Here is a 23535-nt window from a genome sequence, read left to right on the forward strand (position 1 = left end):
CATGAATTTTTTTCAGTATGATAACTCATCCTCCATTACACAGAAGAAATAAAAAAATGGCTGACTCTCAACTAAAAAAACAATATATCGGTGAACACAAACTATCACCTGAAACACTTATGATGAGTTATGGGTATGATCCATTGCTTTCTGAAGGTTCGGTAAAGCCACCTGTATTTTTAACATCTACCTTTATTTTTAAAAGTGCAGAAGAAGGCAAAGCTTTCTTTGATACAGTGAGCGGAAGAAAACCTTTACCTGAAGGTGAAAAAGCAGGCTTGGTTTATTCTCGCTTTAATCAGCCCAATAGTGAAATTGTTGAAGATAGACTTGCTGTTTATGAAAATACACAATCTTGTGTATTATTCTCTTCAGGTATGTCTGCAATCACCACGACATTAATGGCCTTAACTCAGCCTGGTGATGTCATTTTACATTCTCAACCTCTTTATGGTGGAACAGAGACATTAATTGCAAAAACACTGGCTAAATTTGGTATTCAAGCCACTCCATTTACTGACGGCTTAAACCTTTCTTTGATCCAAGAGCAAGCCGATAACGCTAGTCAAAAAGGGCGTGTTGCCGTTATTTTTGCAGAAACACCTGCAAACCCAACTAATTCATTAGTCGATATTAACGCATTAAAAATTGTTGCTGATAAACTAGAAGAAAAGCAGGGCTATCGTCCCATTATTGTTTGTGATAACACATTACTTGGCCCAGTTTATCAGCACCCAATTGAGCAAGGTGCGGATATTTCTGTTTATTCTTTGACTAAATATGTTGGTGGTCATTCGGATTTAGTTGCCGGTGCAGCAATGGGCTCTCGTGAACTTATTAATCAAATCCGATTACTAAGAGGTGCAATAGGAACACAACTTGATCCGCATTCTTGTTGGATGCTTGGTCGCTCTTTAGAAACATTACAAATTAGAATGGAAAAAGCGAACCAGAACGCTTTATTAGTTGCAGAGTTTCTACGTGATCATGAAAAAGTAAAAACCATTCACTATTTGCCGTTTGCGGATAAAAACTCCGTTGAAGGCCAAGTATTTGCAAAACAATGTACAGGTGCCGGTTCAACATTCTCATTTGATATTGTGGGTGGAGAAAGTGAAGCTTTCCGTTTTCTTAATGCTATGAGAATTTTTAAACTTGCAGTTAGTCTGGGGGGAACAGAATCTTTAGCCTGTCATCCTGGTTCAACAACTCATTCTGGCGTACCGATCTCATTACGTCATAATATTGGTATTCAAGACTCTACAATTCGTTTATCTATTGGTATTGAAAATCCGCAAGATTTAATTGCTGATTTATCTCAAGCATTAGCAAACGCTTAATTAGACGATTAGCCTGTCTATATTGGAAAAACACCAGATAACAACCGGTTACCTGGTGTTTTATTTTCATTACATCTGTTTTTGGTTTTCAACCCATTCATCTTTAGTTAAGCGACAAATATTTTCAACTTTCACTTCATCTAAAAATTCTGCGTATTGCTCTTCAATAACATGATGAAATTTAAATCCACATTTTTCTTGTGCTTTTTGTGACTTCTTGTTATCAGCGAAGTATCCACACCATAAACTATCTAATTCCAATGTTTCAAAGCTATGCCGGCTAATTTCTCTCACCGCTTCAGGAATTAAACCTTTCCCCCAAAACGGAACTCCAATCCAATAAGAGACTTCAGCATCATTATCACCTATTGGGAAATTACTCTCGTTAGCAAAAGATAAACCCACTAAGCCGATAGCGCGATCATCATCAATTAATGTAACAGCATAAACTTCATCTCGCATAAATATAGTACGAATTATTTCAGCACTTTCTTCAACACTTTTATGAATTGGCCAACCAGCAATAGGGCCAACTCGTTTATCTTTCGCGTATTCATACAGGCTTGGTGCATCAGAGAGTTTCCATGGCCGTAGTATAAGTCTTTCTGTTTTTAATATTCTCATTTTAATCACTTTTCTTATTTTTTATCAATACGTTATGATTTATCTTACGTTTTTAAGGTATGTGCATTCTAAAGAAAAGAAATAAAAAACCAAATGGCATAAAAGAGGTAAAATCAGTACTTTTGAAAACTAAATAAAAGGAAATACTTGTTATTAAGTTTAATATCGTCAAATATAAAAACTATTAGATTAGAATAAAAAGAGGGCGATAGATTTATGTTAAGCCAAGTATTGTCACAACTGAATACCTCATCGCAACACGCCATTGTGGGTGAAAGCAGTATGGCAAATGAAATTAATTATCCATTACCATTGTCCTACATAGTGGTCATGGTTTGCTTAGAAGGAAGGGCTGTAATCAATATTGGTTTTCAGAAACAGGTGATCAAAGCGAATCATATTCTTATTTTAGGCGATGATATGATGACCGTTTTGAGCCAAAAATCAGTAAATTTTCGCTTATTTTATTGTTTTCTCGATAAATCTTTTGCTTCAGAAATTGCTTATTCTCTTTCTAATACTTTATTTGCCTTTCTCCATGAAAATCCCATTTGTTTCCCAAAAAATGAACAAAAAGCGGCCTTAAATAGATGGATAGAACAACTAAAATATATAGATAATCACTATACTGAACATCGAAAACTGATGTTAAAAAACCACCTACAAAATCTCTTCTTTGCGATCACAGAATCAATACCAACACATTTTTCTATCGCTAAAAAAGAATTTAGCCGTAAAGAAAAGCTTTGTTGGCAATTTTGGGAGTTAATTGGAAAACATTGTTTAAAGCATAGGGAAGTTGCTTTTTATGCAAATTGTCTTAATATTACGCCATTTTATTTATCACAAATAACAAAACAATTTTTTAATGATTCGCCTAAGACCTTGATTAATCGTCAAGTTATTCTTGAAATAAAAGCATTATTAATGCACACTTCGCTTTCAGTAAATGAGGTATCAATAAAGCTTCATTTTGATGATCCCTCTTATTTATGCCGATATTTTAAAAGAGAGACTGGTTATTCTTTATCTGGTTACCGTAAACAACATCAACGACAATAAAACAGATGATATTGTATTTATTGTTCTATTTTTAATTAAAGGAGGTAATTATGTTAAAAAAATATCACTATACAAACCGAGGGAAAATATTTTCTTAAGGTTAATATTTTTATTACTTATTAAGAAATTACTATGATTTATTTTACTTCTGATACACATTTTTGCCATTCAAATATCCTCAATCTTTGTGATCGTCCTTTCAATAGTGTAAGCCATATGAATGATACGTTAATCCATAATTGGAACGCTTATGTATCTGATCATGACGAAATCTATATTTTAGGTGATTTTCTCTATCGAGGAACTGGACAAGATGCGAACCGAATTTTACGTCGGTTAAACGGTAAAAAATACCTTATCCGTGGAAATCATGACAAATTTCTCGATGATCCGGAATTTGACGCATCAGTATTTGAATGGGTGAAAGACTACTTTGAATTGGATTATAAAAAACGAAAAATTGTGATGTTTCATTACCCTATATTAGAATGGGGTGGTTTTTTCCGTGACGCCATTCATTTATATGGTCATGTGCACAATTCACAAAAAGATCCAACTCAACGTAAGCGCTTAGATGTTTTAGGAAAAAATGCAATTAATGTCGGTGTCGATGTCAACGATTTCTTCCCAATTAGCATTGAAACAATACTCAAAAGAACATCGAAATAGTTTTATTTTTCAATATTTTTATTTAAAATTCAATAGTGTATGGCATTAACTAACCATAGAACTCAAGGTTGAGAAGAAATATGCCTTACTTAATCTATTGCAGAAAAAAGTAGAGACAATATAAGTCACCTACAAACCATAAAAAAGACACCTTTAAGGTGTCTTTTTAGTTTATGAAGTTTACAGAAATTAAAGTGCAATCGCTCTTTTTTTACTCGCATTCATTCCTTGGATCATACAAAACCAAGCTAATGCAGAAACGACCATTAAAATAGCAAACAAAGAAATAGGAGGGAATGACGTTAAAATAAAACCACTGGCTAATGGATTTAGTGCTGCGCCTAACCAGCCTAATGACTGTGCAGAAAAATAACTTGCTTTCATTCCTAACGGTGCAATGTTATCAATCATCATATACTCACCGGGCGCATAAATTAACTCACCCAGAGTAAAGACGGCAATAGCTAATGCCCAAAATATTAAGTTATCGCCAGCAAACATAAAGCCAAGTAAGCCGATCATAAAAAATAACGTGCCTAAGGTCATTAATTTACGCAATCTGTCGGCTGTAACATGCTTACCCACAATATATTGCAAAGAAACGACAATAGCAGCGTTTACAGGTAATACAACAGCAATAACGGACTCCGCTAATTTAGCGTCATAAACCACTAAGATATATTGCGAAATACATGATGCAAAAGAACCAAATGTTAAAGTGCCAAAAAAAGTCGAGAGCACAAACCAACTTAATGCTCTATCTTTTAGCATTATTTTCGGATCCCATTTCACACTATTTTCTTCACCTATATTTATCGCTTTAGAACGTTGAACAAATAGTTGGATCATAAAAAGTGGAACACTGGCAGAAATAGCAGCAAGCCAGAAGGGTAATTGTGTTCCATACATTAATAATAAGGTGCCAATAGGTGGGCCAACCGTCCACCCCATATTAATAAAGGTATAGTTTAGCGAGAATATTTTAGGTTTCGCTGAAACCGACAAAGTTTCAGAAAAATAGGCTTTTAACACGGTTGAAAACACTAAATAAGAGCAGTTAATGACCGAGAAAAAGATAATCACTAGAACAGTGCTGTGAACCATAGGTATTGCAGCAAATCCAAAGATAAACGTTATAATAGATAGCAACATATAACGTTTTTTCTCAAATTTATCAGCAAGCATCCCAAAGCCAAGGCTGAAAAAAATACCAGTTGTTAATGCAATAGACATGGCAATACCGATATCATCAACAGGTAATTGATATTCCCGCGATAAATAGATCGCCATAAATGGTAATGTTGCACCTCTTCCTATTGTAAGAAGAAGTGATGAAAATAGCAGTGCAGTTGTTGATCGTGTTTTTTTTGAGAACATATTATCTTTATTCTAATTATTTGTATTTTATGGAGTGTTTTATAATTTGCGCGATTTTTACAGGTGCAAAAAGAACAAAATCGCACTGTATATTAATACATGACTTAGTAATTACTGTATAGCTTAAAGTCCGAGAAAAAGCTCTTTTTGATCTTGTCTTTTTTCTTGCTGATCTTGTAGTAAGATTTAATTATCCCATTTTTGATAATAGTATTTATCAAATTCTTATCTATCACCATACCGTTATTTTTTCTAAACTGGACCAATTACTGTTTTATTTACTGCATTAAATCTGAGGTCGTTATGTCTTTTATTCATCTTGAGTTTGAAAAACCTATTGTTGAATTAGACGAAAAAATAGATGCATTGCTTACCTTTAAGCAATCCCAAGATGAACCCACTGGTATTAATTTAGATGAAGAGATCGCACGTTTAAGGCAAAAAAGCCTTTCGCTGACTAAATCTATTTTTACTGATTTAGGTGCTTGGGAAATTGTGCAACTTGCTCGTCATCCCATGCGTCCATATACCCTTGACTATATTAAAGCGATTTTTACTGATTTTCAGGAGTTAGCGGGTGATAGAGCTTATGCCGATGATAAAGCGATTGTTGCGGGTTTAGCGCGTTTAGACAAAATGCCCGTCATGGTAATTGGGCAACAAAAAGGACGTGATACAAAAGAGAAAATTCTTCGCAATTTTGGTATGCCATCACCTGAAGGTTATAGAAAAGCATTACGTTTAATGAAAATGGCTGAACGTTTTCATCTACCGGTTATTATTTTTATTGATTCCGCGGGTGCTTATCCTGGTGTTGGTGCTGAAGAAAGAGGACAAGCAGAAGCTATCGCTCGTAATATTCTTGAAATGTCACGATTAAAAACACCGATTATTTGCACTATTACTGGTGAAGGATTTTCTGGAGGTGCGCTAGCAATTGGTGTTGGTGATAAAGTTAATATGTTGCAATACAGCACTTATGCAGCAATTTCACCAGAAGGGTGTGCTTCTATTTTATGGAAAAGTTCTGATAAAGCGCCAATAGCGGCAGAAACCATGGGAATGACAGCACCTAAATTACAATCATTAGGTATTATCGACGCTATTATTCCAGAGCCACTAGGTGGAGCTCATCGTGATCATGAACAAGCTGCTGAATTTCTTAAACAACAGTTATTAACTGACTTAGCCTTATTAAAAAGCTATTCAACCGAGGAGCTTTTGGATAAACGTTATCAAAAGCTCATGTCTCACGGTTACTGCTAATTATTAACGAGAGAAAAGAAAATGAGTGATACACTGCCTATATTAAGCAATAGAAATACAGTAGGCAGTGAATTATTTATGCAAATCGATCTTAATTTATTACGTATTTTTTCTGCCGTTGCTGAGCAAGGACAATTTGCCGCTGCTGCTCGGCTATTATCGATGCCTACTTCAAATATCAGTCGTGCAATTAAACAGCTTGAACAGCAACTCAATTGTAAACTTATTGATAGAACAACTCGAAAGATGCGCCTTACTGAACAAGGTAAATTACTCTATCAACAAGGAAAGAAAGCCTTAACTGAGTTAGACAATGTTGTAAGCAATATCACCAGTGATGGCCCATTAACAGGAACATTCCGCTTAACTATTCCAAGTGAATATGGCAGTGAGCTACTTGCTGATATTTTGGCTGATTTTGCAGTTCTTCATCCTAATTTACTTATTCAATGTGATACCCAATTAATGCCAAGAAATATCATCGATGATGATATGGATTTACTATTAACTTTTCATCGTGGAAATCTAGCAGACAGCAGTTATCACTCACGTTTAATTAAATCGTGGCGCAGTATTGTTGTTGCCTCTAATGAGTTGTTAGAAAAAACAGGTGTTCCAACTCATATCGAACAATTAAGTCAAATGCCTTGTATTTCTAGTTTAAGCGCACTAGAAGGGCAACCATGGATATTTATTGATGAACATAAAAAACCAATAAAAGTTACTATAAATAGCCACTATCGAGTAAATAGTGCCATATTGGCGAGAGCTGCCGTATTAAAAGGATTAGGATTTGCTATTTTGGCTGAACATTGTTGTTTTGATGCAATTAAAACAGGGGAATTGCGAGCTATTGAGTTTCCTCAACAGCCCGCAAGTATTAATTTAATCGCAATATATGCAAGTCGTAGTACGCTTTCTCGCAATATTGAATCTTTTCTTGAATTTCTCACTCAACGTTTATAAATATTAATCCGTTATTTGCTGGGAAAGTGCGCTATGTTTTGTTTTAAAAGGAAATAACACGATAAATAGAGTGACAAAACATGAGATCCCAGCCGTTGCAATTGCATAAGCAAATCCTGAATTAAATGCCTCGGGTAACAGAGTGACGACACCTTTGTCTAAATTGCCCGTCGTATTTTCAGTTACCAGACTGACAATATCGATATAGCTTACAGATATTCCTAATACCTGACTTTGAATAGCCATATAATGGATTGCTTGTTGCACCATTAATGTGCCTAGTAAAGCAATCCCCATTGTCATTCCTGTTTGTCTTAATGCATTCATGGTTGCAGACGCCATACCAGAACGAAATGGTGAAACACTTTTCATCACTAGCGCACCAATTGCAGGTGTTGATAATCCCATCCCAGCACCTAATACAAATAGATAACTTCCAGTTATTCCATAGTGGCTATTTGTTGCCAATGTCGCTAATAAACAAGAGGAAATAGCAATAAACAAGAAACCACAAATCATTAATTTTCTGACTGAAAAATATGCAGATAAACGACCAAAAGACATTGAAAATAGGGCCATTGCAATAAATTCAGGCGCCATTCGCCAACCTGTTTCTAACGCACTCCAGCCTTGTGCTTTTTGCAGAAAAAAGGCAATAAAAAAAACATTACTATAAGTGGCAAAACCCAAAGTGAAAGAAGAAAGGTTATATTGAAAAAATGCACGATCTTTAAATAAAGTAAGAGGTAATAAAGGGCGTTTAACACGTTTTTCTATCATTAAAAAAAGGACGAGGAATATAACGCCTATAATCAATGTTGATAAAGTCCGATAATGCGACCAACCTACTGTTCCGGCTTCAATTAAACCATAAGTCAGCAACCCCAGCCCCAACATACTGGTTAATTGACCAAAAGGATCTAGTGCTACATTTTCAGGATCAGCGCTTTCACTTAATCCATACCAACCTAGTAATACAGTAATTATTCCAATAGGAATATTAATAAGGAATATACTTGCCCAACCGCTGGTATGAACTAATATCCCTCCTAAAATAGGGCCAATAATCAGTGATAGCGCACTGACAGAAGACCAAATACCTATAATACGGACGCGCTCAATATCAATAGGAAAAGCATGTGTAATTAAAGACAAAGCACCAGGAATAAGTGCAGCGGCAGCAATACCTTGAATAATACGACCTAAAATAAGCACTTCATGTTGCTGTGCAATAGCACAGATCACAGATCCCACCGTAAAAATAATCACGCCCCATAACCATACTTTTTTTCGCCCAAAGCGATCACTTAAAGGGCCAGATGACAAAATACAGGCTGATAAACAAAGCGCATAAGCATCGACAATCCACTGTAAGGTTGCCATATCAGCATGGATATCATTTTGAATAGTGGGTAATGCTACATTCACAATACTAATATCAAGTGTTGCCATAAAAGTGCCTAAGCAAATGGCACAGATAAGTGACAATCGTTTTAAATAAGTCATAAGCTTTATTGCCTTAATGATAAATAATAATGGCATAATAATACTCGACTGACCGTCGGTCAATTAATATTGATAATGAGTTTCATTTATCATCATTGTGGCTCGCTTTAATATAGAGTACTCTTTACAAGCGATTTTGAGGGAGATAAGCAATGTCATTAGAAGAACAAACTACAGATAAGCCAAGAACAAAACCCGCAGAGGTTCGTTTAGAAGAGTTAATGAATGCAGCAGAAACATTGTTTTTGGATAAAGGCTTTGATGCAACAACCGTGAGCGATATCGTAAAAAAGGCCGGGGTAGCCAAAGGAACCTACTATCACTATTTTTCTGCCAAAACAGATGTTCTTGATGCTTTAAGAACTCGCTATATGGATTGGTACTTGGATAAAATAGAGAGTGCGATGAATGCCTGTTCACAGCAAAATCACCGTAAAAAATTAAAACAGTGGTGTGAAATTAGTGTGATTGCTTATGTTGAAAAACAACAATTACACGATATGCTTTTTCATCAAGTTTTTCATCAAAGCAGTAATATTCATGAAAATAGAGCATTACAACAAATACAGACATTGTTAATTGCAGGAACTGAAAATAAAACGTGGCACGTTACACAGCCTGAATTAACCAGTACATTGATTTATCATGGTATGCATGCTGCTGTAGATAATTTAGGTCATAGTGAAGAATATACCGCAAAAACACTAGGTTATATGTTATATCAACAATTTACCCAGTTGCTAAAGTAAAACCTCATATTGTGACAATGTCACATTAAAGATCCGCTTTTAATGTAAAATAACGAAACCTATTAATGGCCTCGTTATTTTTTACTATTTTGAGGTACGTAGGCTATTTAATAAAACATCCAAATTACTCTGGTGTTCAATCTGGCGTATGGATTGCAATTGGAGCAAGTGCTTTAGTAATGTTAATCGCATTTTTAGGTTATCAACGCATTAATCGTAAAAACAGCAAAAGCTATCCATAATTAATCACGCTCAAAGCCTAAGCATATCAGCAAAAATAACACCAATATCTTAGGCTTTTCAAATCAACGGCTACGATTTAACAACATTAAGCAAAGGAAATAGCTACCACCTAAAATAGCCACTAAAGTTCCTGCGGCAATTTGTGCGGGATAAATAAATATTTGTCCAAGCCAATCAGCCCAAACCATTAAGGTTCCACCAATTAACCCTGAAACCATTAATTGTGATTTAATTTTTTGAGCACCAAGTAAAACTGCCATATGAGGAGCAACTAAGCCAATAAAGGCAATAGGGCCTACTGTTGAAGTCACTAAGGCACATAATAGTGAAACGATGATTAATAAAATAATACTTGCGTGCTCCGTGTGTAATCCACGAGCTGAGGCAAAACTTCGACCTATTGATATTAATGCTAGCCAGCGTGTTAATAAAAAGACGCCTCCTACAATTAATGTGATTGCGAATGCAAAATAGAGAGCCTGTTCACTGTTAACACGATAAGTCGAGCCTGATAACCACAGTAATATTTTATAGCTACTTAATGAGCCTTTCGCTAAGAAAAATTGAATAAAAGCTTCTAAACTCGCGGTTAATGCAATACCCGTTAATATCAGGCTAGCTGGCGCATATTGGTGTTTTTTTCCTAAGATTAATAGAACAATCATCACAATACAGCTACCTAATAATGCAATTCCCCACTGTGATGTTTGTAAAGTGCTTCCTAAAATTAAGCTAGAAAAAACTAATGCGAAAGTGGCGCCGGATGAAACCCCTAAGATATCTGGACTAGCTAATGGATTATAGATTAAACGTTGTAAAATAACGCCAGCAATGGCCAGTGCAATACCTGCAAATAAAGCGGCTAATAAGCGAGGAAAGCGTAATGCCCATTGGTAAACAGATGGTATTTCCCAAAACCATTGATGCTCATTAATATGAATAAAAAGTGTAAGAGCTAATCCAAGTATTAATAATACAAATATTCCCATCACAGTATATGTTGATACTGTTTTGATCTTAGAATGAATAGAGATAGAAAGCTGATCTTGAGCTCTCATTCTCTTTCGACTAAACCAAATTAATGCAGGTGCTCCAATAGCTGCGGCTGTCACCCCACTTGGAATAACTGTATTAAGCCACTGACCAATCCATATTGCTAAGCTATCTGTAATAAGTAATAAACATATTCCCATTAGGCCACTGGCAATAAGCTCTTGACGAGCCGTTCTTGCACCTAATGTTCTGACAATATTAGGTGCAAGTAATCCGATAAAGCTAATGACGCCAACAACAGTAATTGACACAGAAACTAGCCAAGTACTTAATATAATAAAAAATGCAAATGTGGGTAAAACAGACAGTCCTCGAGCCGTCGCGCCTTCATGCCCTAAACGCAATAAAGTGAGAATACGAGGTGCAAACATAAAAATAAATAAAATAGGTGTAATTCGAGGTAATAACCAAAAAAACGTTTCCCAACCATCTTGAGTGAGATCTCCCGCCCCCCACATAAATATATTCTGGGCGAATTGAGAATTTAACGTCACTAATGCGGTTGCAATCGCACCTAATAAAATATTCACCACCATACCGGAAACAACAAGGGGTAAGCCGGTCATATTGCGAATACCTGCAATAATAATCACCAGAAAGAAGGCGAATAATGCCCCCATTGTTGCAGCGAATGCGCTGTGATCAGCAACCCAATCTGTAAACCAGATATTAACAATAACTAAAGCTAACCAAGCTCCTGATGAAGTCCCTAATGTTAACGGTGATGTCAGGTTATTTTGTGTTAATTGTTGCATTAAGCTACCGACAACACCGAAAATTCCACCAATCAGCAGTGTCATAGCTAAACGAGGTAATTGTGCATGAATAAAAAAAACATCGGCAAATAGGGTATTTATGTCTATATGTCCCAGCAAATACCATTGGCGAGATAATGAAAGAGAATTATCAATTTGTAAGCTAGTAATGCTTAATAAGATGATTGCCAAAAAATAGAAAGTAAATTGCTTAATGTTCATTATTCGGTGCCATATCTAATAAACTTTCTGTAATGGCTTCTGCCATTAACGTTAATGATGTTACTCCACCATAATTCCATACCGGTTTCACTGAATGAAAATGCCCATTCTGCACAAATGGCATGGCTTGCCATAGCACGGATTTTTGCAGTTTACTTTCATCGGGAAATGGCAACATATAAAGGACGTAGCCTTGTTTAATATGCTGCAATATATTCATTCTTCTCTGATCAATTCCCCAAGGTTGAGGAGGTAATGATATGGCAGATTTTAGACCCAACTTATTGACTACATATTCAGTTGTTGAATTTTCGGTGTACAAAAAAACAGACGTTAATGTAGAAAAACGGATCACTTCCACTTCAGGTAACGTAATAAATGCTTGCTGTAACTTACACTTTAACTGTGCAAAAGAGCTGTCCATCTCCGCCAACTTTTGTTGTGCAAGCGCTGTTTTTCCTAAAATAGAGGCTAGGGTATTAAAATGCGCCAAAGCAACTTCTGCAGCATTATCTTGGCGAGAGAAATTAGGCAGGTATACGACAGGGGCAATGGTTTTTAATACAGGCAATAAATCTTGTTGTGAACTTGATGCTAAAATAAGATCTGGCTTTAATGATGCCATTTTTTCTAAATTAGGCTCTGCCCGCATACCCACTTCTTCAATAATATTTGGAGCAACAGGGTGAGCTACCCATTGGTTATACCCAGTAATTTCAGTTGCCCCTACAGGAATAACATCAAGTGTTAATATTTGCTCTAGTAAATCCCAATCTAAAACAATAATACGTTGCGGTATTTTATTGTTATTTTGCGCAGCATTAACAATGGGAGTGATAAATAAAATAACTAGACAAAGAGACAGTGAACTAATTATTTTTTGTAATATTACACGCATACCACCGCCACCTTATGTTGTTGTGAACCTTTATTATCAGGGTGTTCAATCAGCTTAATGGGGGTTTCATAAAGTACAGAAAGCCGATCTTCATCAAAAAGTAGTGAAGCTTCACCTTCAAATGCAATTTTCCCTTTTTTAAGGGCGATAATATGAGTGGCATAACGCAAGGCAAGGTTAAGATCATGCAAAATAACGATAATACCAACGTGTTGAGTTTGATTTAACTCACTTAAGAGTTCCATTAGTTGATATTGATGATGTATATCTAAAGCGGATGTTGGTTCATCTAAAATTAAAATAGGTGATTGTTGAGCCAGTAACATTGCAACCCATGCACGTTGACGTTCACCACCAGATAAATCATCGGCTAGAGTGTCTGCAAAGGGAAGCACTCCCGCTTTTTCCATTGCCGTTGTGATTATTTCATCATCTTTTTTATTCCAACGGCCTAATGTTCCACGCCAAGGAAAGCGACCTAAACGTACTAATTCTCTTACTGTTAACCCCGCAGAAGCAGGAAGTTTTTGAGGAAGAAAGGCTATCTGTTTAGCTAGATCACGAGGTTTATAGTGTGAGATATTGCAATTATTTAGTGTGATATTTCCACTATCAGGTGCTTGCTGACCAGATAATAAACTGACTAAGGTCGATTTACCTGAGCCATTATGGCCGAGCACAATAGTCAATCCAGAATCTGAAATACGCAGTGATGGGATTGATAAAATAGTACGTCCACCGCGATCCATTTGAATATTTGAGAGTTCAAACATGGTCACTCATTTATAAAATAATATTCTCCCATTTATTGTACGATGAATAATAAATGGGAGAATAAGAAAAATTTACCAGCGATATTTAGCATTCAATAAAACAGAACGGGATTGACCGTAATAACAGTAATAATCACAACCAGAGAGATATTCTTTATCAAGAATGTTGTTGATATTTAACTGTAATTGCCACTGTTTATTGAAATTATAGATTGCAGCCATATCCCATAATGTCGCACTTGGTACAGTTAAATCACTGCTCTTAGGATTATCTTTAGATTTACCTAAATAACGAACACCTGTCCCTAAGGTTAAATCTTGAGTTCCTGTAATTGGGATCGTGTAACTACCCCAAGCAGATGCGGTATGTTTAGGAATTAAACCTGCTTGTTGTTTACCTTTATTACCAGTGTCATCAGTTTGCATATCGGTATAGGTGTAATTGGCTTTTAACGCAAAACGTTCCGTTAATTGCATTTCACTGGTTACTTCAACACCTTTTGATGTCACTTTACCGGTTTGTGTCGAAACAAAAGTCATTGGGTTTGCAACAAGAGCATTCTTTTGTGTGATATCAAACCAAGCAATATTAAAGTAACCATCCATAAAATCAGGTGTGTACTTTATCCCAGCTTCAATTTGATCACCTTTTAACGGTTTATACAGATCTTTCGTCGCAGGATCGATAGTGCTCATCACCTCAAAAGACTCGGAATAACTCACATAAGGAGAGAGACCATTATCTGCTAGATACATTAATCCTGCATTGAGGCTAAACTCACTATCAGTACGTGATTTGTCCTCATTTTTTACTTGTGCTTTATTTTCTGTTTTTACCCAATCTTGACGTACACCCGCTACCGCAACCCAGCGATTATCAAATTTAGTTTGATACTGTGAGTAAAGGCTATATTGTGTTTTGTCGATGGTGCGATTGACATTATCAGCAGGATCAAGAGGAATATATTTACCGTAAATAGGGTTCCACGGATTAATCGTACCAAAATTGTAATTATCTTGCTCATCACCTTTGGTTTGGTGATATTGCAATTCAGCCCCAGCTAATAACGTATGCTCGAAATTGTCCGTATCCCATTCACCAACAACATTATTATCAAAAGAAATACTTTGGTTTTTACCATCACGGAAAACAACACCTCGATTCAGCTCTGTTGCGGTAATATCTGAATTAGGGAAAGCATAGACACTACGCAATAACAGATCGTTATAACCATAGTTTAGACGTTGAGAAAAACGCCAAACATCATTGATATTACTTTCTAATAAATAACCTGCTGAAATTTGAGTACGTTTATATTTATCGTAATCTGGCTCACCTAAGTTTGTTGAAGGCTTAATTTTACCAAAAGGGGATGAAATCAGTGTGCCTGCGGCAGGGAAAAACGGATTAGTAGGTGTACCATCATCATGCAAATAGGTTGCCATAAACGTCAATGATGTATCGTCAGTCAGATTAATCGCAACGCTTGGTGCAAGGTAAATACGCTCACTATCTGTGTGAGATAATTCTCCATCTGACTTTTTCATTAATCCAACGAGGCGATAGCGCACACGTTTATCATCAGTGGCACTTGAAACATCAAAGCCTAATCCACGTTGATCATTATTTCCGACTTCAAGAAATACTTCGTTTTGGGGTTTAAAGCTGGGTTTCTTTTGTACAACGTTAACCGCACCACCAGGTGTAGATTCACCAAATAATACAGCTGAAGCGCCTTTTACTACTTCAATTTGTTCAAAACCATAAGGTTCCAGTAGCCATGTATAATAACCGTCACGAAAGAGACGACTATTATCTAAATATGTTGCTGCTTCAAAACCGCGCACACGAAGCCAGTCTGTATCATTATCGGCACCAAAGGGCTGAGAAACGACACCAGAGGTATAACGTAAAGCTTCATCGAGTTTTTGAGGGGCATGTATTTCGAGATCTTTTTGAGAAATGACAGAAACGGATTTAGGCGTTTCTTGCAAACTAGTATTTACTTTTAATGCTTGAGCACTAACAACAAGCTTCTCTACTTGTTCTGTTTTTGCTGCTTCTTCCGCAAAAGCCTGTGAAGTCAAAACAAAAGGAAGGGTGGCAGAACAAAGTAATGCCACTGGTTTTAATTTAAACGCACAAAAATCAATCACAACAAGTCACCGAATAATAATGATTACTATTAGCACTATTATTCATGCAATCGATACTAAGGTAAATTAATTTATGCAAAAATGTCTATAAATAATAATTTTTTGGGTTAATTAACTGGTTGTATCAATCCAAGCAAGGCGCCCACCGACAGAAGTGCTACGATGCAGTGCATTATGGCTTAAACATAAAGTCCGCATCCCTGCCGCTTGCTGTGAATACCATGCCCCACCTCGCATTAAAGAACGTTGACCATAATTTCGTAAATAAACCTGATCATTGTCCTGTTGATTTATTGCTGGATATAGTCCTAATGCTTTAAATAACGTAGGTATTTCAATATTATTTTCTGCTGTTATTGCATTAAAATCGCCATCCATTAATCCCGCTGGATAGCCATTATCTGTTGATGTGCCGTTATAGTGTTTTATTGAAGTTGATAAAATAGGAGTTCCTGCATTTCCTTCACAATAGTCTGAAGGAGCATCGTATTTTGCGCTATCGGGGTGATTGATTGGCAATAATCGCCCCGTTGATAATGCTATTGAATACCATTGTTCTGTTACAGAAGGATCACCACAAAATACAGCATCATTATTTTTAATAATTTGGATTTCACCTGCATTTAATTGCATACCACTTTGCCATTCCCAAAGATTGCCACATAAATCGCTAATACCAAACTCACTGTTATCATGATACCAACTTGACCATTGTGGTCCCGTTATTGTCGTGGGATCGCCTGTGGTAAAGTCAGTATCACCGGCTTCTTTGCCATCAACACGATTAGCAGATTGTTCTGGATGAAGGAAACTTCGCCCATAATCTGTATTGCCATCTTCAATCATATTGTGGCGGCGACACCACAACATTAAAGCTGCCCATTCTGCATGTGTACTTAAGTGAAATCCTCGTCCTGTATGTTGTGTATATTGCTGGAAACTCAATAAATCTAATAATGTGGCCGGTTTCTGGTTAGGTAAACTTAACAACTCACCTTGATGTAATGAGGCGGGATAACACGCATAGAAAAAACCATTTTTAACCTTTTCATTGACAATAAATGCGGGATGAGTTGTATCATCAAGATTATCTGATACCTCATTTAATCCAAAACAAGGAACAACATACATATAGTTAGGTTGGCCTTTTGCAGAATACAAAACCGTTCTTTTTCCTGCTGATTGTGATTCAACTTTTGCCCGTAAAGGATCGGGTGAATAGATATCAAACATGATTATTCCTTATCTTGATCAAGCAAAGTAACCCAATAACCTGTATCCCATTTCACAGGTAAAAATTGAGTATGGTAATCATAAAAAATAGTGTCTACATCGAGGTGAGAGAAGCGATCAGGGTGTAGCCATTTAGCCATTTGTAAAATTGCAATAAAACCAAAAGGGCTATCATAAAAAGAGTGCCAAATAGCATATACTTGCTTATTTTTAACAGCACCAAGTGTTTTGTAGGCAAGCCGTTGCATTAAAATAGTGAGTTGTTTTTTGGCTTGTTCTAAATCTGCACCTGGGCCTAAGTTAATCCAATCGCCTGAAGGGTTATAGCCACTCCAATCAGCTCCCGTTAAAAAGATTTTATCGGGTTTAGCATAAATCACCGTTTCTTGGTTCAAAATCCCATAGGTGCCTTTTATATATTCAGATCCTAAGTTTTGACCACCTGCATTTTGTAGCATTTGTCCCATACTGCCATTGCCATAAGAAAGACAACATTCAGGTGTAAAGCCAGCTGCTCGTTCAAATAATACATTAGGCCGCTTAAATGGTTTTTTTTCTAATTGCTGAGAAATATAAGTAAGTTGTTTTTCACGAAATTGATTCATAGCTTGGCTTTGTGAAATATTGCCCAGTAAACTTCCCATAATGGATGTGCTGATTGGTGTGTTATTAAATGGATCGATACTCAAATCAAACACCACAACGGGAATATTCGCTTTCGTTAATAAATCCAGCACACCATTAACACTAATTGCACGATAAGTTCCAACCGCAACAATAATGACATCGGGTTTTAGCGCGATAAGTTTTTCACTATTAAAATGTCCACTCGACATAGCCGTAAATTCAGGTAATGCCAATAATTGAGGAAATGCTCGCGTATATTGATGATATAAACTTAAATCAGCGGTACGAAAGGCGGAAGGCATCCCGATAAGACGCTCATAAAGAGCGCCTTTATTTAATGAAGCAAAAAGCAAAAATAACCCACTATCTGCCACATAAATACGTGTTAATTCTTGTGGTAATACAATCTCTCTTCCCAGAATATCAACAATTTCTCTCTGTCTTTTTTTTATATAAACAGGCTTTGCATAAATAGGAAAGGAGCTCGCTAATAATAACGAGAATGCACTGGCACCTTTTAGTAATGAACGTCGATAGTTATCCATGTTCATTTCCTAAAAATAGTAATTGAGGATACCAAGCACAACACGATCGGTCCCCACACTGCAATAAGTTGAACTAGTACAGCTAGAAATATAGGATTTATTCGTGATATTGCTGACAGTTAATCCTAATTCTAAACCCTGTAATTCAGGGTTAATTGCCGATAATTGGTAGCGGAAACTCACATCCCCTAACCACACTGCTGGTACCTTAAATGTATTCGTATTATCGCCGTAAGTTGAACCTAAATAACGTACACCAGCACCTAATAATGCACCGTCTAAATAAGGCCGATGAAAACGATAATCTATCCATGCAGATCCCGTATGAGTAGGCACTTGAACAGGATGTTTATTTAATGTGGTTGGATCGCTAGTCGATGTTACAATATTATGAAGATAGGCATAATTGAGCATCATATTAACTTGTGGCGTTAACGCTAATTTACTTTCAAACTCGAGTCCACGAGAACGGATCTCACCCGATTGCTGATAATAATCTGGATTTCTAGGGTTATGTGTTGTGACATTCTCTTGGGTTAATTGATATAAAGAAATACTAACTAGTTGTGTTAACTCAAGATTTTGATATTTAATACCCATTTCATATTGTTTTGATTTCATTGGAATAAAGGCTTTTCCATCTACATCTGTGCCTAATACAGGATCAAAACTATCTGATGTACTTATCCAAGGTGAGAACCCATTATTAAATTGATAACTTAAACCAACACGATGACTCCATGCCGTGTTATGACTTTGCTGTGTAGTACCTGAAATTTGATTATGTGTATCTAAGTCCGCACTGTCATAGCGGCCACTGAGTAATAAATTCCATTGCTGCCAACGCAGATGATCTTGTAAATAATATCCATAGCGATCAAATTGTTGTTTTGTGGAAGTACGAGAAACAGGATAAGGCTCAAAATCAGGTTTGTGATGTGATGCCCAAGGATCAAAACTAACCGTTTGTGACCCCCACCAATCTTTGGTCATATAGCCATGTTGATAATCAAAACCAGCCATCACAGTATGATTAATATCCCATGTCGATAATTTACCAATTAATTGTGAATCAGTTACCCATGTTTCTGATTTACTTGGCGCCTCCTGATAAACCGCAGTTAACAAGCGCTCACCAGGTAAAAAACCACGGGTATAGTCACGACTAATTTCAGTATCAACCTTCATAAAACGGGTATTTTGCTTAAATTGCCACTGCGGGGTCAGTTCATATTCAAACAATGAAGTTAATGATTGTTGTTTACGATGTGAATTATCATGGCTTTGATTATTATAATTTCGATTAGGATCAACTTGACCATTAGGATTAGGTAATAAACCTAATGCTTGAGCAGGTAATGTATTGTAGTAACCCAGACGAGGTTCTTTTTGGTATTGACCCAATATTGTCCAACTCAATGCATCATTCGGTTTCCAAGTGATAGCGGGAGAGAGAAGAAAACGAGTTTGACGAGAAGAAGGTATTTGCGACTCTTGTTCAAGTGCTACCCCTGAAACACGATATAACCATGTTTCATCTTCATTAAGAGCTGATGTGGTATCAAATTTAATACCATGATTTTTATTATTACCTGCTTGCAATTGTACTTGGTGTTGCGTTTCTGCGGAAGGACGGCGCGATATCATATTAATCACACCACCTGCGCCACCTTGTCCATATAAGACAGATGCAGGGCCATGCACGGCTTCGATACTTTCTAAACTCCAACTATCAATTTGTGGCGCCCAAATACCACTATTGCCCAGCATTCTTAAGCCATCTAAATAATAGTCTGCATCAAATCCGCGCATTTTTGAGTAATCAATACCGCTACCAAAAGCACCAAATTTTTCACTCACAATCCCTGAGCTATAACGTAATGCTTGACTAATGGACTCAGAGGGCAAGTTATCTAGTTGGCTACGATTAACAACTGAAACCATTTGTGGTGCTTCTAATAAAGTGGCATCACTTTTCGTCGCAATTGTCTGTTGTTTTGCAACATATCCGTAAGGTTGTGCATCAGACGATGAACTTGGCGTTGCAGTTACTATAATTTTTTCAATATTTTCTGTAGCAAAAGAGGGTGATATGACACTTAATGAAATTAGTGTTGGTAAAACAATGGAATAACTACATTTCCAATAATTTTTTAATTGCTTATTTGGACAATGTATCGTTTGAGGCAGTAGCAACATAATGATCCCAAAAAATGAAATAAACCATGATTGACTCGTGGTCGGTAACATACACTAACGACCGACTGTCAGTCAATATAAATGATAATCATTTATATTTGTATTGCCATAAAAGTAGAACGAAGTCATGAGTGAAATAAAATAGGGGGAGAGCGATGAGAGGATCTCTTATTTAGCAGATACCGTGCGCTCTTTTTAAATAAAATACAACAATGGTTGTTTTATAATCTATGCAATAAAAAGGCCTGATAAATAGTTATCAAGCCTTTTGTTTGCTTATTACTTTAATTTTGCTGTGAAATTAAAGCGTAACGCCTTTTTTAGCAAGGAACTCATCATAAGTACCTTGGAAATTAGTCACTTTTTCAGGTATAATTTCAATAATACGATTTGCTAATGAACTTACGAATTCGCGGTCATGAGAAACAAAAATCAAAGTACCTTGATAAAGTTCTAATGCCATATTCAGTGATTCAATAGATTCCATATCTAAGTGGTTGGTTGGCTCATCCATAATCAAAATGTTTGGTTTTTGCATCATCAGCTTACCAAATAACATTCTGCCTTTTTCACCACCCGATAAAACTTGAACTGATTTTTTCAAGTCATCTTGAGAGAACAGTAAGCGACCTAATACGCTACGGACTGATTGCTCGTCATCTTCTGGTTTCATCCATAAGCTCATCCAATCAAATACGGTCATATCCACTTCAAAATCAGTTGCATGATCTTGTGCATAATAACCAATATTTGAGTTTTCAGACCACTTTAAACGACCAGCATCTGGTGTTAATTCACCGACTAATGTTTTAATCATCGTCGATTTACCCACACCGTTATTACCTAGAATGGCAACTTTTTCGCCCACTTCAAGCATCATGTTGACGTCTTTAAACAGTGGGGTATTCCCATCATAGCCTTTAGAGATATTTTCCACTTCAAGCGCATTACGGAATAATTTCTTATCCTGCTCAAAGCGAATAAATGGGTTTTGACGGCTTGATGCTTTGACTTCAGCTAACTGAATTTTTTCAATTTGTTTAGCACGAGAGGTCGCTTGGCGTGATTTAGACGCATTAGCACTAAAACGGCTTACGAAAGATTGTAATTCGTTAATTTGTGCTTTTTTCTTCGCATTATCTGCTAATAAACGTTCACGAGCTTGGGTTGCCGCAAACATATACTCATCATAGTTACCCGGATGAACGGCTAATGCACCGTAGTCAAGGTCAGCCATGTGCGTACACACCATATTTAAGAAGTGACGGTCATGTGAAATAATGATCATGGTACTGTTACGTTCATTTAGCGTTTGTTCAAGCCAACGAATAGTATCAATATCCAAGTTATTCGTCGGTTCATCTAGTAACAAAATATCAGGATCAGCGAATAGGGCTTGTGCTAATAACACACGTAATTTCCAACCCGGTGCGACTTCACTCATAGGGCCATTATGTTGTTCTAATGGAATACCTACATTTAATAATAATTCGCCAGCACGAGATTCAACGGTATAGCCGTCCATTTCACCGAATTTCACTTCCAGATCGGCAACACGTAAGCCATCTTCTTCACTCATTTCTGGTAAGTTATAGATGCGTTCGCGCTCTTGTTTAACTTCCCAAAGTTCAGTGTGACCCATAATCACGGTATCAAGCACTGTATATTCTTCATAAGCAAATTGGTCTTGTTTTAACTTACCAAGGCGCTCATTAGGATCAAGAAATACGTTGCCACTACTTGGCACTAAATCGCCACCTAAAATTTTCATAAAGGTTGACTTACCGCTGCCGTTAGCACCGATTAAACCATAGCGATTTCCGCCACCGAATTTGACAGAAATGTTTTCAAACAGTGGCTTTGAGCCAAACTGCATAGTGATATTATTGCTGATTAACAAGACGAATACTCATTATTAGTGAATGACAAAAGGTAATGGGGCCGCATTATGCCACAAGTTACCCCCATTAAGACAGTAAAGTGGCAAATGACTATTGAGGAAATTTCATTGCGGGCAGAAAACTCATCATAATGTGAGTTATTGACCACAATTAAAGTAAGAAAAAAGAGATAACATATAGGTTATCTCTTAAGGTAATTGTGTGTTGGTATTAATATCTATGATTTAGTTGGCACTAACCCCGGTTCAACCACCGCATAAACTTGATCTTCTAACAGATCAGCATCCAGAAGTCGGGTCACTAAACGTGCGACATCCCAACGATTAACTAAACCGTGAGTCTCTTCATATTGATAAAGCTGAGCCTTACCCGTTTCTTTACCATTCAGTAATCCGCCGGGTCTTACTATTGCATAATCAAAACAGCTAGTTTGCAACCAGACTTCAGCTAATGATTTTTCTCTGACGGCTTGCCCAAAAGCAGCTTTTGCTCTGTCAGATAAGGTTACCCAACTATCACCACAGCCTAAAGAAGAAACCATGAGCATTCGCTGAAAGCCCATTTTTTCCGCAGTATCAATCACTGTTCTGTGCGCAAGATAATCATTTTCTCCACCCATCGTTGAAATGATATCTGCTTCTTTTCCAGCTAGTGCTAAAACGGCTTCAACTGCTTTAGCGTCAATCGCATCACCGATAACGGTTTTAATTCCTTTCTGTTCTAAACGCTCTGCGGCTTCTTGGTGACGAACTAAAGCCACAATCAAGCGTTGTTGTGCTACACCAATATCAGCAATATGTGCGCCAACACCTTTACCACCAGCGCCAAAAATAACCCAATTTTTCACGCGTGATTATTCCTCATTTAATTGTTGTGCTAATTGACGGAAGGCTGATAGTTGCTCTGATAATAATTGACGATGTTCATCTCGCCCAAGGAAAATTTTAAACATGGCAACGCCTTGTTGATTGAAAAATAAAATAGAGGCGGTATCCATACCCATAAACTTACGTTCGATCATTGCGATAGATTGGCAATTTTCGGCTTTAATATGGCCGGTCATTCCTTTTTTGCCCCGTAAATTAAAATAGCCATGACGATGGAAACCACTTGGCAATTCACCACTAAACTCTAAGATAACATCTTGAGTATGCACAAGCGTGGTGACATTACCCCATTTCATCACACTATCCCATACCGTATCGAATTGTTCACCACTCATTAATGAGCGTGATGGTAAATGTCTCACAACCTCCAACAAGGTGGTATTAAATTGTGTTGCAATATTTTCCAATGTTCCATCAGGCTCAGCCATTAAAAATTGTTGTAACTCTGTATTCATGATGTTGTTTCCATCTTCTAATTAATAT

Annotated in this window: 20 protein-coding genes; 7 read left to right on the plus strand and 13 right to left on the minus strand. The window is 36.8% G+C overall.

Features of this window, described 5'->3' with window-relative positions:
* The first annotated feature begins 56 nt into the window (after positions 1-56).
* Positions 57-1340: a cystathionine gamma-synthase family protein gene (locus JEP40_RS01990; RefSeq protein ID WP_198622220.1), complete on the plus strand. Its 1284-nt coding sequence runs from the start codon at positions 57-59 to the stop codon at positions 1338-1340.
* Positions 1341-1409: 69 nt separating this feature from the next.
* Here JEP40_RS01990 and JEP40_RS01995 read toward each other — a convergent pair whose 3' ends face one another.
* Complete coding sequence (locus JEP40_RS01995) at positions 1410-1964, minus strand: GNAT family N-acetyltransferase (RefSeq protein ID WP_198622221.1); 555 nt, start codon at positions 1962-1964, stop codon at positions 1410-1412.
* Positions 1965-2246: 282 nt separating this feature from the next.
* On the opposite strand from JEP40_RS01995, the gene JEP40_RS02000 reads away from it, so the two are divergent.
* On the plus strand, positions 2247-3026 hold the full coding sequence (locus tag JEP40_RS02000) for a helix-turn-helix domain-containing protein (RefSeq protein WP_232799124.1): 780 nt from the start codon (positions 2247-2249) through the stop codon (positions 3024-3026).
* A gap of 132 nt (positions 3027-3158) precedes the next feature.
* Entirely contained in the window at positions 3159-3695 is a 537-nt protein-coding gene (locus tag JEP40_RS02005; protein WP_072068090.1) for a metallophosphoesterase, read from the plus strand.
* Between the two features lie 189 nt (positions 3696-3884).
* Here JEP40_RS02005 and ydeE read toward each other — a convergent pair whose 3' ends face one another.
* Positions 3885-5072, minus strand: a complete 1188-nt coding sequence (ydeE, locus tag JEP40_RS02010) for an efflux MFS transporter YdeE (protein ID WP_198622223.1) — start codon at positions 5070-5072, stop codon at positions 3885-3887.
* 303 nt (positions 5073-5375) lie between these two features.
* On the opposite strand from ydeE, the gene accA reads away from it, so the two are divergent.
* Positions 5376-6338, plus strand: a complete 963-nt coding sequence (gene accA, locus JEP40_RS02015; RefSeq protein ID WP_198622224.1) for an acetyl-CoA carboxylase carboxyl transferase subunit alpha — start codon at positions 5376-5378, stop codon at positions 6336-6338.
* 78 nt (positions 6339-6416) lie between these two features.
* Entirely contained in the window at positions 6417-7304 is an 888-nt protein-coding gene (locus tag JEP40_RS02020; RefSeq protein WP_198622355.1) for a LysR family transcriptional regulator, read from the plus strand.
* Between the two features lie 3 nt (positions 7305-7307).
* On the opposite strand, the gene JEP40_RS02025 is transcribed toward JEP40_RS02020, so the two are convergent.
* The gene (locus JEP40_RS02025; RefSeq protein ID WP_198622225.1) at positions 7308-8810 is read right to left on the minus strand and encodes an MFS transporter; all 1503 of its coding nucleotides are present in this window, start codon (positions 8808-8810) and stop codon (positions 7308-7310) included.
* A gap of 152 nt (positions 8811-8962) precedes the next feature.
* Between JEP40_RS02025 and JEP40_RS02030 the strand changes: the two genes are divergently transcribed.
* Both JEP40_RS02030 and JEP40_RS02035 read left to right on the plus strand, forming a co-directional pair.
* Positions 8963-9559, plus strand: a complete 597-nt coding sequence (locus tag JEP40_RS02030) for a TetR/AcrR family transcriptional regulator (protein ID WP_198622226.1) — start codon at positions 8963-8965, stop codon at positions 9557-9559.
* A gap of 65 nt (positions 9560-9624) precedes the next feature.
* Positions 9625-9801, plus strand: a complete 177-nt coding sequence (locus tag JEP40_RS02035) for a hypothetical protein (protein WP_198622227.1) — start codon at positions 9625-9627, stop codon at positions 9799-9801.
* A gap of 63 nt (positions 9802-9864) precedes the next feature.
* Here JEP40_RS02035 and fhuB read toward each other — a convergent pair whose 3' ends face one another.
* The 10 genes from fhuB to hutX form a co-directional block, all read right to left on the minus strand.
* Positions 9865-11832 (minus strand): Fe(3+)-hydroxamate ABC transporter permease FhuB, encoded by a 1968-nt coding sequence (gene fhuB, locus JEP40_RS02040; RefSeq protein WP_198622228.1) that lies wholly within the window; start codon positions 11830-11832, stop codon positions 9865-9867.
* Complete coding sequence (locus JEP40_RS02045) at positions 11822-12730, minus strand: iron-siderophore ABC transporter substrate-binding protein (RefSeq protein WP_198622229.1); 909 nt, start codon at positions 12728-12730, stop codon at positions 11822-11824. The genes fhuB and JEP40_RS02045 overlap by 11 nt, the downstream gene beginning before the upstream one ends.
* Positions 12721-13503 carry an ABC transporter ATP-binding protein gene (locus JEP40_RS02050; RefSeq protein WP_198622230.1) on the minus strand — a complete coding sequence of 261 codons (783 nt, stop codon included), beginning with the start codon at positions 13501-13503 and terminating at the stop codon, positions 12721-12723. Before JEP40_RS02050 ends, JEP40_RS02045 begins: the two co-directional genes overlap by 10 nt.
* Before the next feature lie 72 nt (positions 13504-13575).
* Positions 13576-15660, minus strand: a complete 2085-nt coding sequence (locus JEP40_RS02055) for a TonB-dependent siderophore receptor (protein WP_198622231.1) — start codon at positions 15658-15660, stop codon at positions 13576-13578.
* A 111-nt stretch (positions 15661-15771) separates the two neighbouring features.
* Entirely contained in the window at positions 15772-16893 is a 1122-nt protein-coding gene (locus JEP40_RS02060) for a hypothetical protein (protein ID WP_198622232.1), read from the minus strand.
* Between the two features lie 2 nt (positions 16894-16895).
* Entirely contained in the window at positions 16896-18065 is a 1170-nt protein-coding gene (locus JEP40_RS02065; protein ID WP_198622233.1) for an ABC transporter substrate-binding protein, read from the minus strand.
* A 9-nt stretch (positions 18066-18074) separates the two neighbouring features.
* The gene (locus JEP40_RS02070) at positions 18075-20315 is read right to left on the minus strand and encodes a TonB-dependent siderophore receptor (RefSeq protein WP_198622234.1); all 2241 of its coding nucleotides are present in this window, start codon (positions 20313-20315) and stop codon (positions 18075-18077) included.
* Between the two features lie 250 nt (positions 20316-20565).
* Positions 20566-22164 carry an ABC-F family ATPase gene (locus JEP40_RS02075; protein ID WP_198622235.1) on the minus strand — a complete coding sequence of 533 codons (1599 nt, stop codon included), beginning with the start codon at positions 22162-22164 and terminating at the stop codon, positions 20566-20568.
* Positions 22165-22382: 218 nt separating this feature from the next.
* Positions 22383-23012, minus strand: coding sequence for an NAD(P)H-binding protein (locus JEP40_RS02080; RefSeq protein WP_198622236.1), 630 nt, complete (start codon positions 23010-23012; stop codon positions 22383-22385).
* Between the two features lie 6 nt (positions 23013-23018).
* Positions 23019-23507, minus strand: a complete 489-nt coding sequence (hutX, locus tag JEP40_RS02085; protein WP_232799125.1) for a heme utilization cystosolic carrier protein HutX — start codon at positions 23505-23507, stop codon at positions 23019-23021.
* Between the last annotated feature and the right edge of the window lie 28 nt (positions 23508-23535).

The organism is Proteus vulgaris (assembly GCF_016239305.1).
Taxonomy (GTDB): domain Bacteria; phylum Pseudomonadota; class Gammaproteobacteria; order Enterobacterales; family Enterobacteriaceae; genus Proteus; species Proteus vulgaris_C.

Bases quoted from the DNA above. Each gene is read 5' to 3' on its own strand.
- JEP40_RS01990 (WP_198622220.1), top strand. From the start codon at position 57: ATGGCTGACTCTCAACTAAAAAAACAATATATCGGTGAACACAAACTA.
- JEP40_RS01995 (WP_198622221.1), bottom strand. From the start codon at position 1,964: ATGAGAATATTAAAAACAGAAAGACTTATACTACGGCCATGGAAACTC.
- JEP40_RS02000 (WP_232799124.1), top strand. From the start codon at position 2,247: ATGGCAAATGAAATTAATTATCCATTACCATTGTCCTACATAGTGGTC.
- JEP40_RS02005 (WP_072068090.1), top strand. From the start codon at position 3,159: ATGATTTATTTTACTTCTGATACACATTTTTGCCATTCAAATATCCTC.
- ydeE (WP_198622223.1), bottom strand. From the start codon at position 5,072: ATGTTCTCAAAAAAAACACGATCAACAACTGCACTGCTATTTTCATCA.
- accA (WP_198622224.1), top strand. From the start codon at position 5,376: ATGTCTTTTATTCATCTTGAGTTTGAAAAACCTATTGTTGAATTAGAC.
- JEP40_RS02020 (WP_198622355.1), top strand. From the start codon at position 6,417: ATGCAAATCGATCTTAATTTATTACGTATTTTTTCTGCCGTTGCTGAG.
- JEP40_RS02025 (WP_198622225.1), bottom strand. From the start codon at position 8,810: ATGACTTATTTAAAACGATTGTCACTTATCTGTGCCATTTGCTTAGGC.
- JEP40_RS02030 (WP_198622226.1), top strand. From the start codon at position 8,963: ATGTCATTAGAAGAACAAACTACAGATAAGCCAAGAACAAAACCCGCA.
- JEP40_RS02035 (WP_198622227.1), top strand. From the start codon at position 9,625: ATGGCCTCGTTATTTTTTACTATTTTGAGGTACGTAGGCTATTTAATA.
- fhuB (WP_198622228.1), bottom strand. From the start codon at position 11,832: ATGAACATTAAGCAATTTACTTTCTATTTTTTGGCAATCATCTTATTA.
- JEP40_RS02045 (WP_198622229.1), bottom strand. From the start codon at position 12,730: ATGCGTGTAATATTACAAAAAATAATTAGTTCACTGTCTCTTTGTCTA.
- JEP40_RS02050 (WP_198622230.1), bottom strand. From the start codon at position 13,503: ATGTTTGAACTCTCAAATATTCAAATGGATCGCGGTGGACGTACTATT.
- JEP40_RS02060 (WP_198622232.1), bottom strand. From the start codon at position 16,893: ATGTTTGATATCTATTCACCCGATCCTTTACGGGCAAAAGTTGAATCA.
- JEP40_RS02065 (WP_198622233.1), bottom strand. From the start codon at position 18,065: ATGGATAACTATCGACGTTCATTACTAAAAGGTGCCAGTGCATTCTCG.
- JEP40_RS02070 (WP_198622234.1), bottom strand. From the start codon at position 20,315: ATGTTACCGACCACGAGTCAATCATGGTTTATTTCATTTTTTGGGATC.
- hutX (WP_232799125.1), bottom strand. From the start codon at position 23,507: ATGAATACAGAGTTACAACAATTTTTAATGGCTGAGCCTGATGGAACA.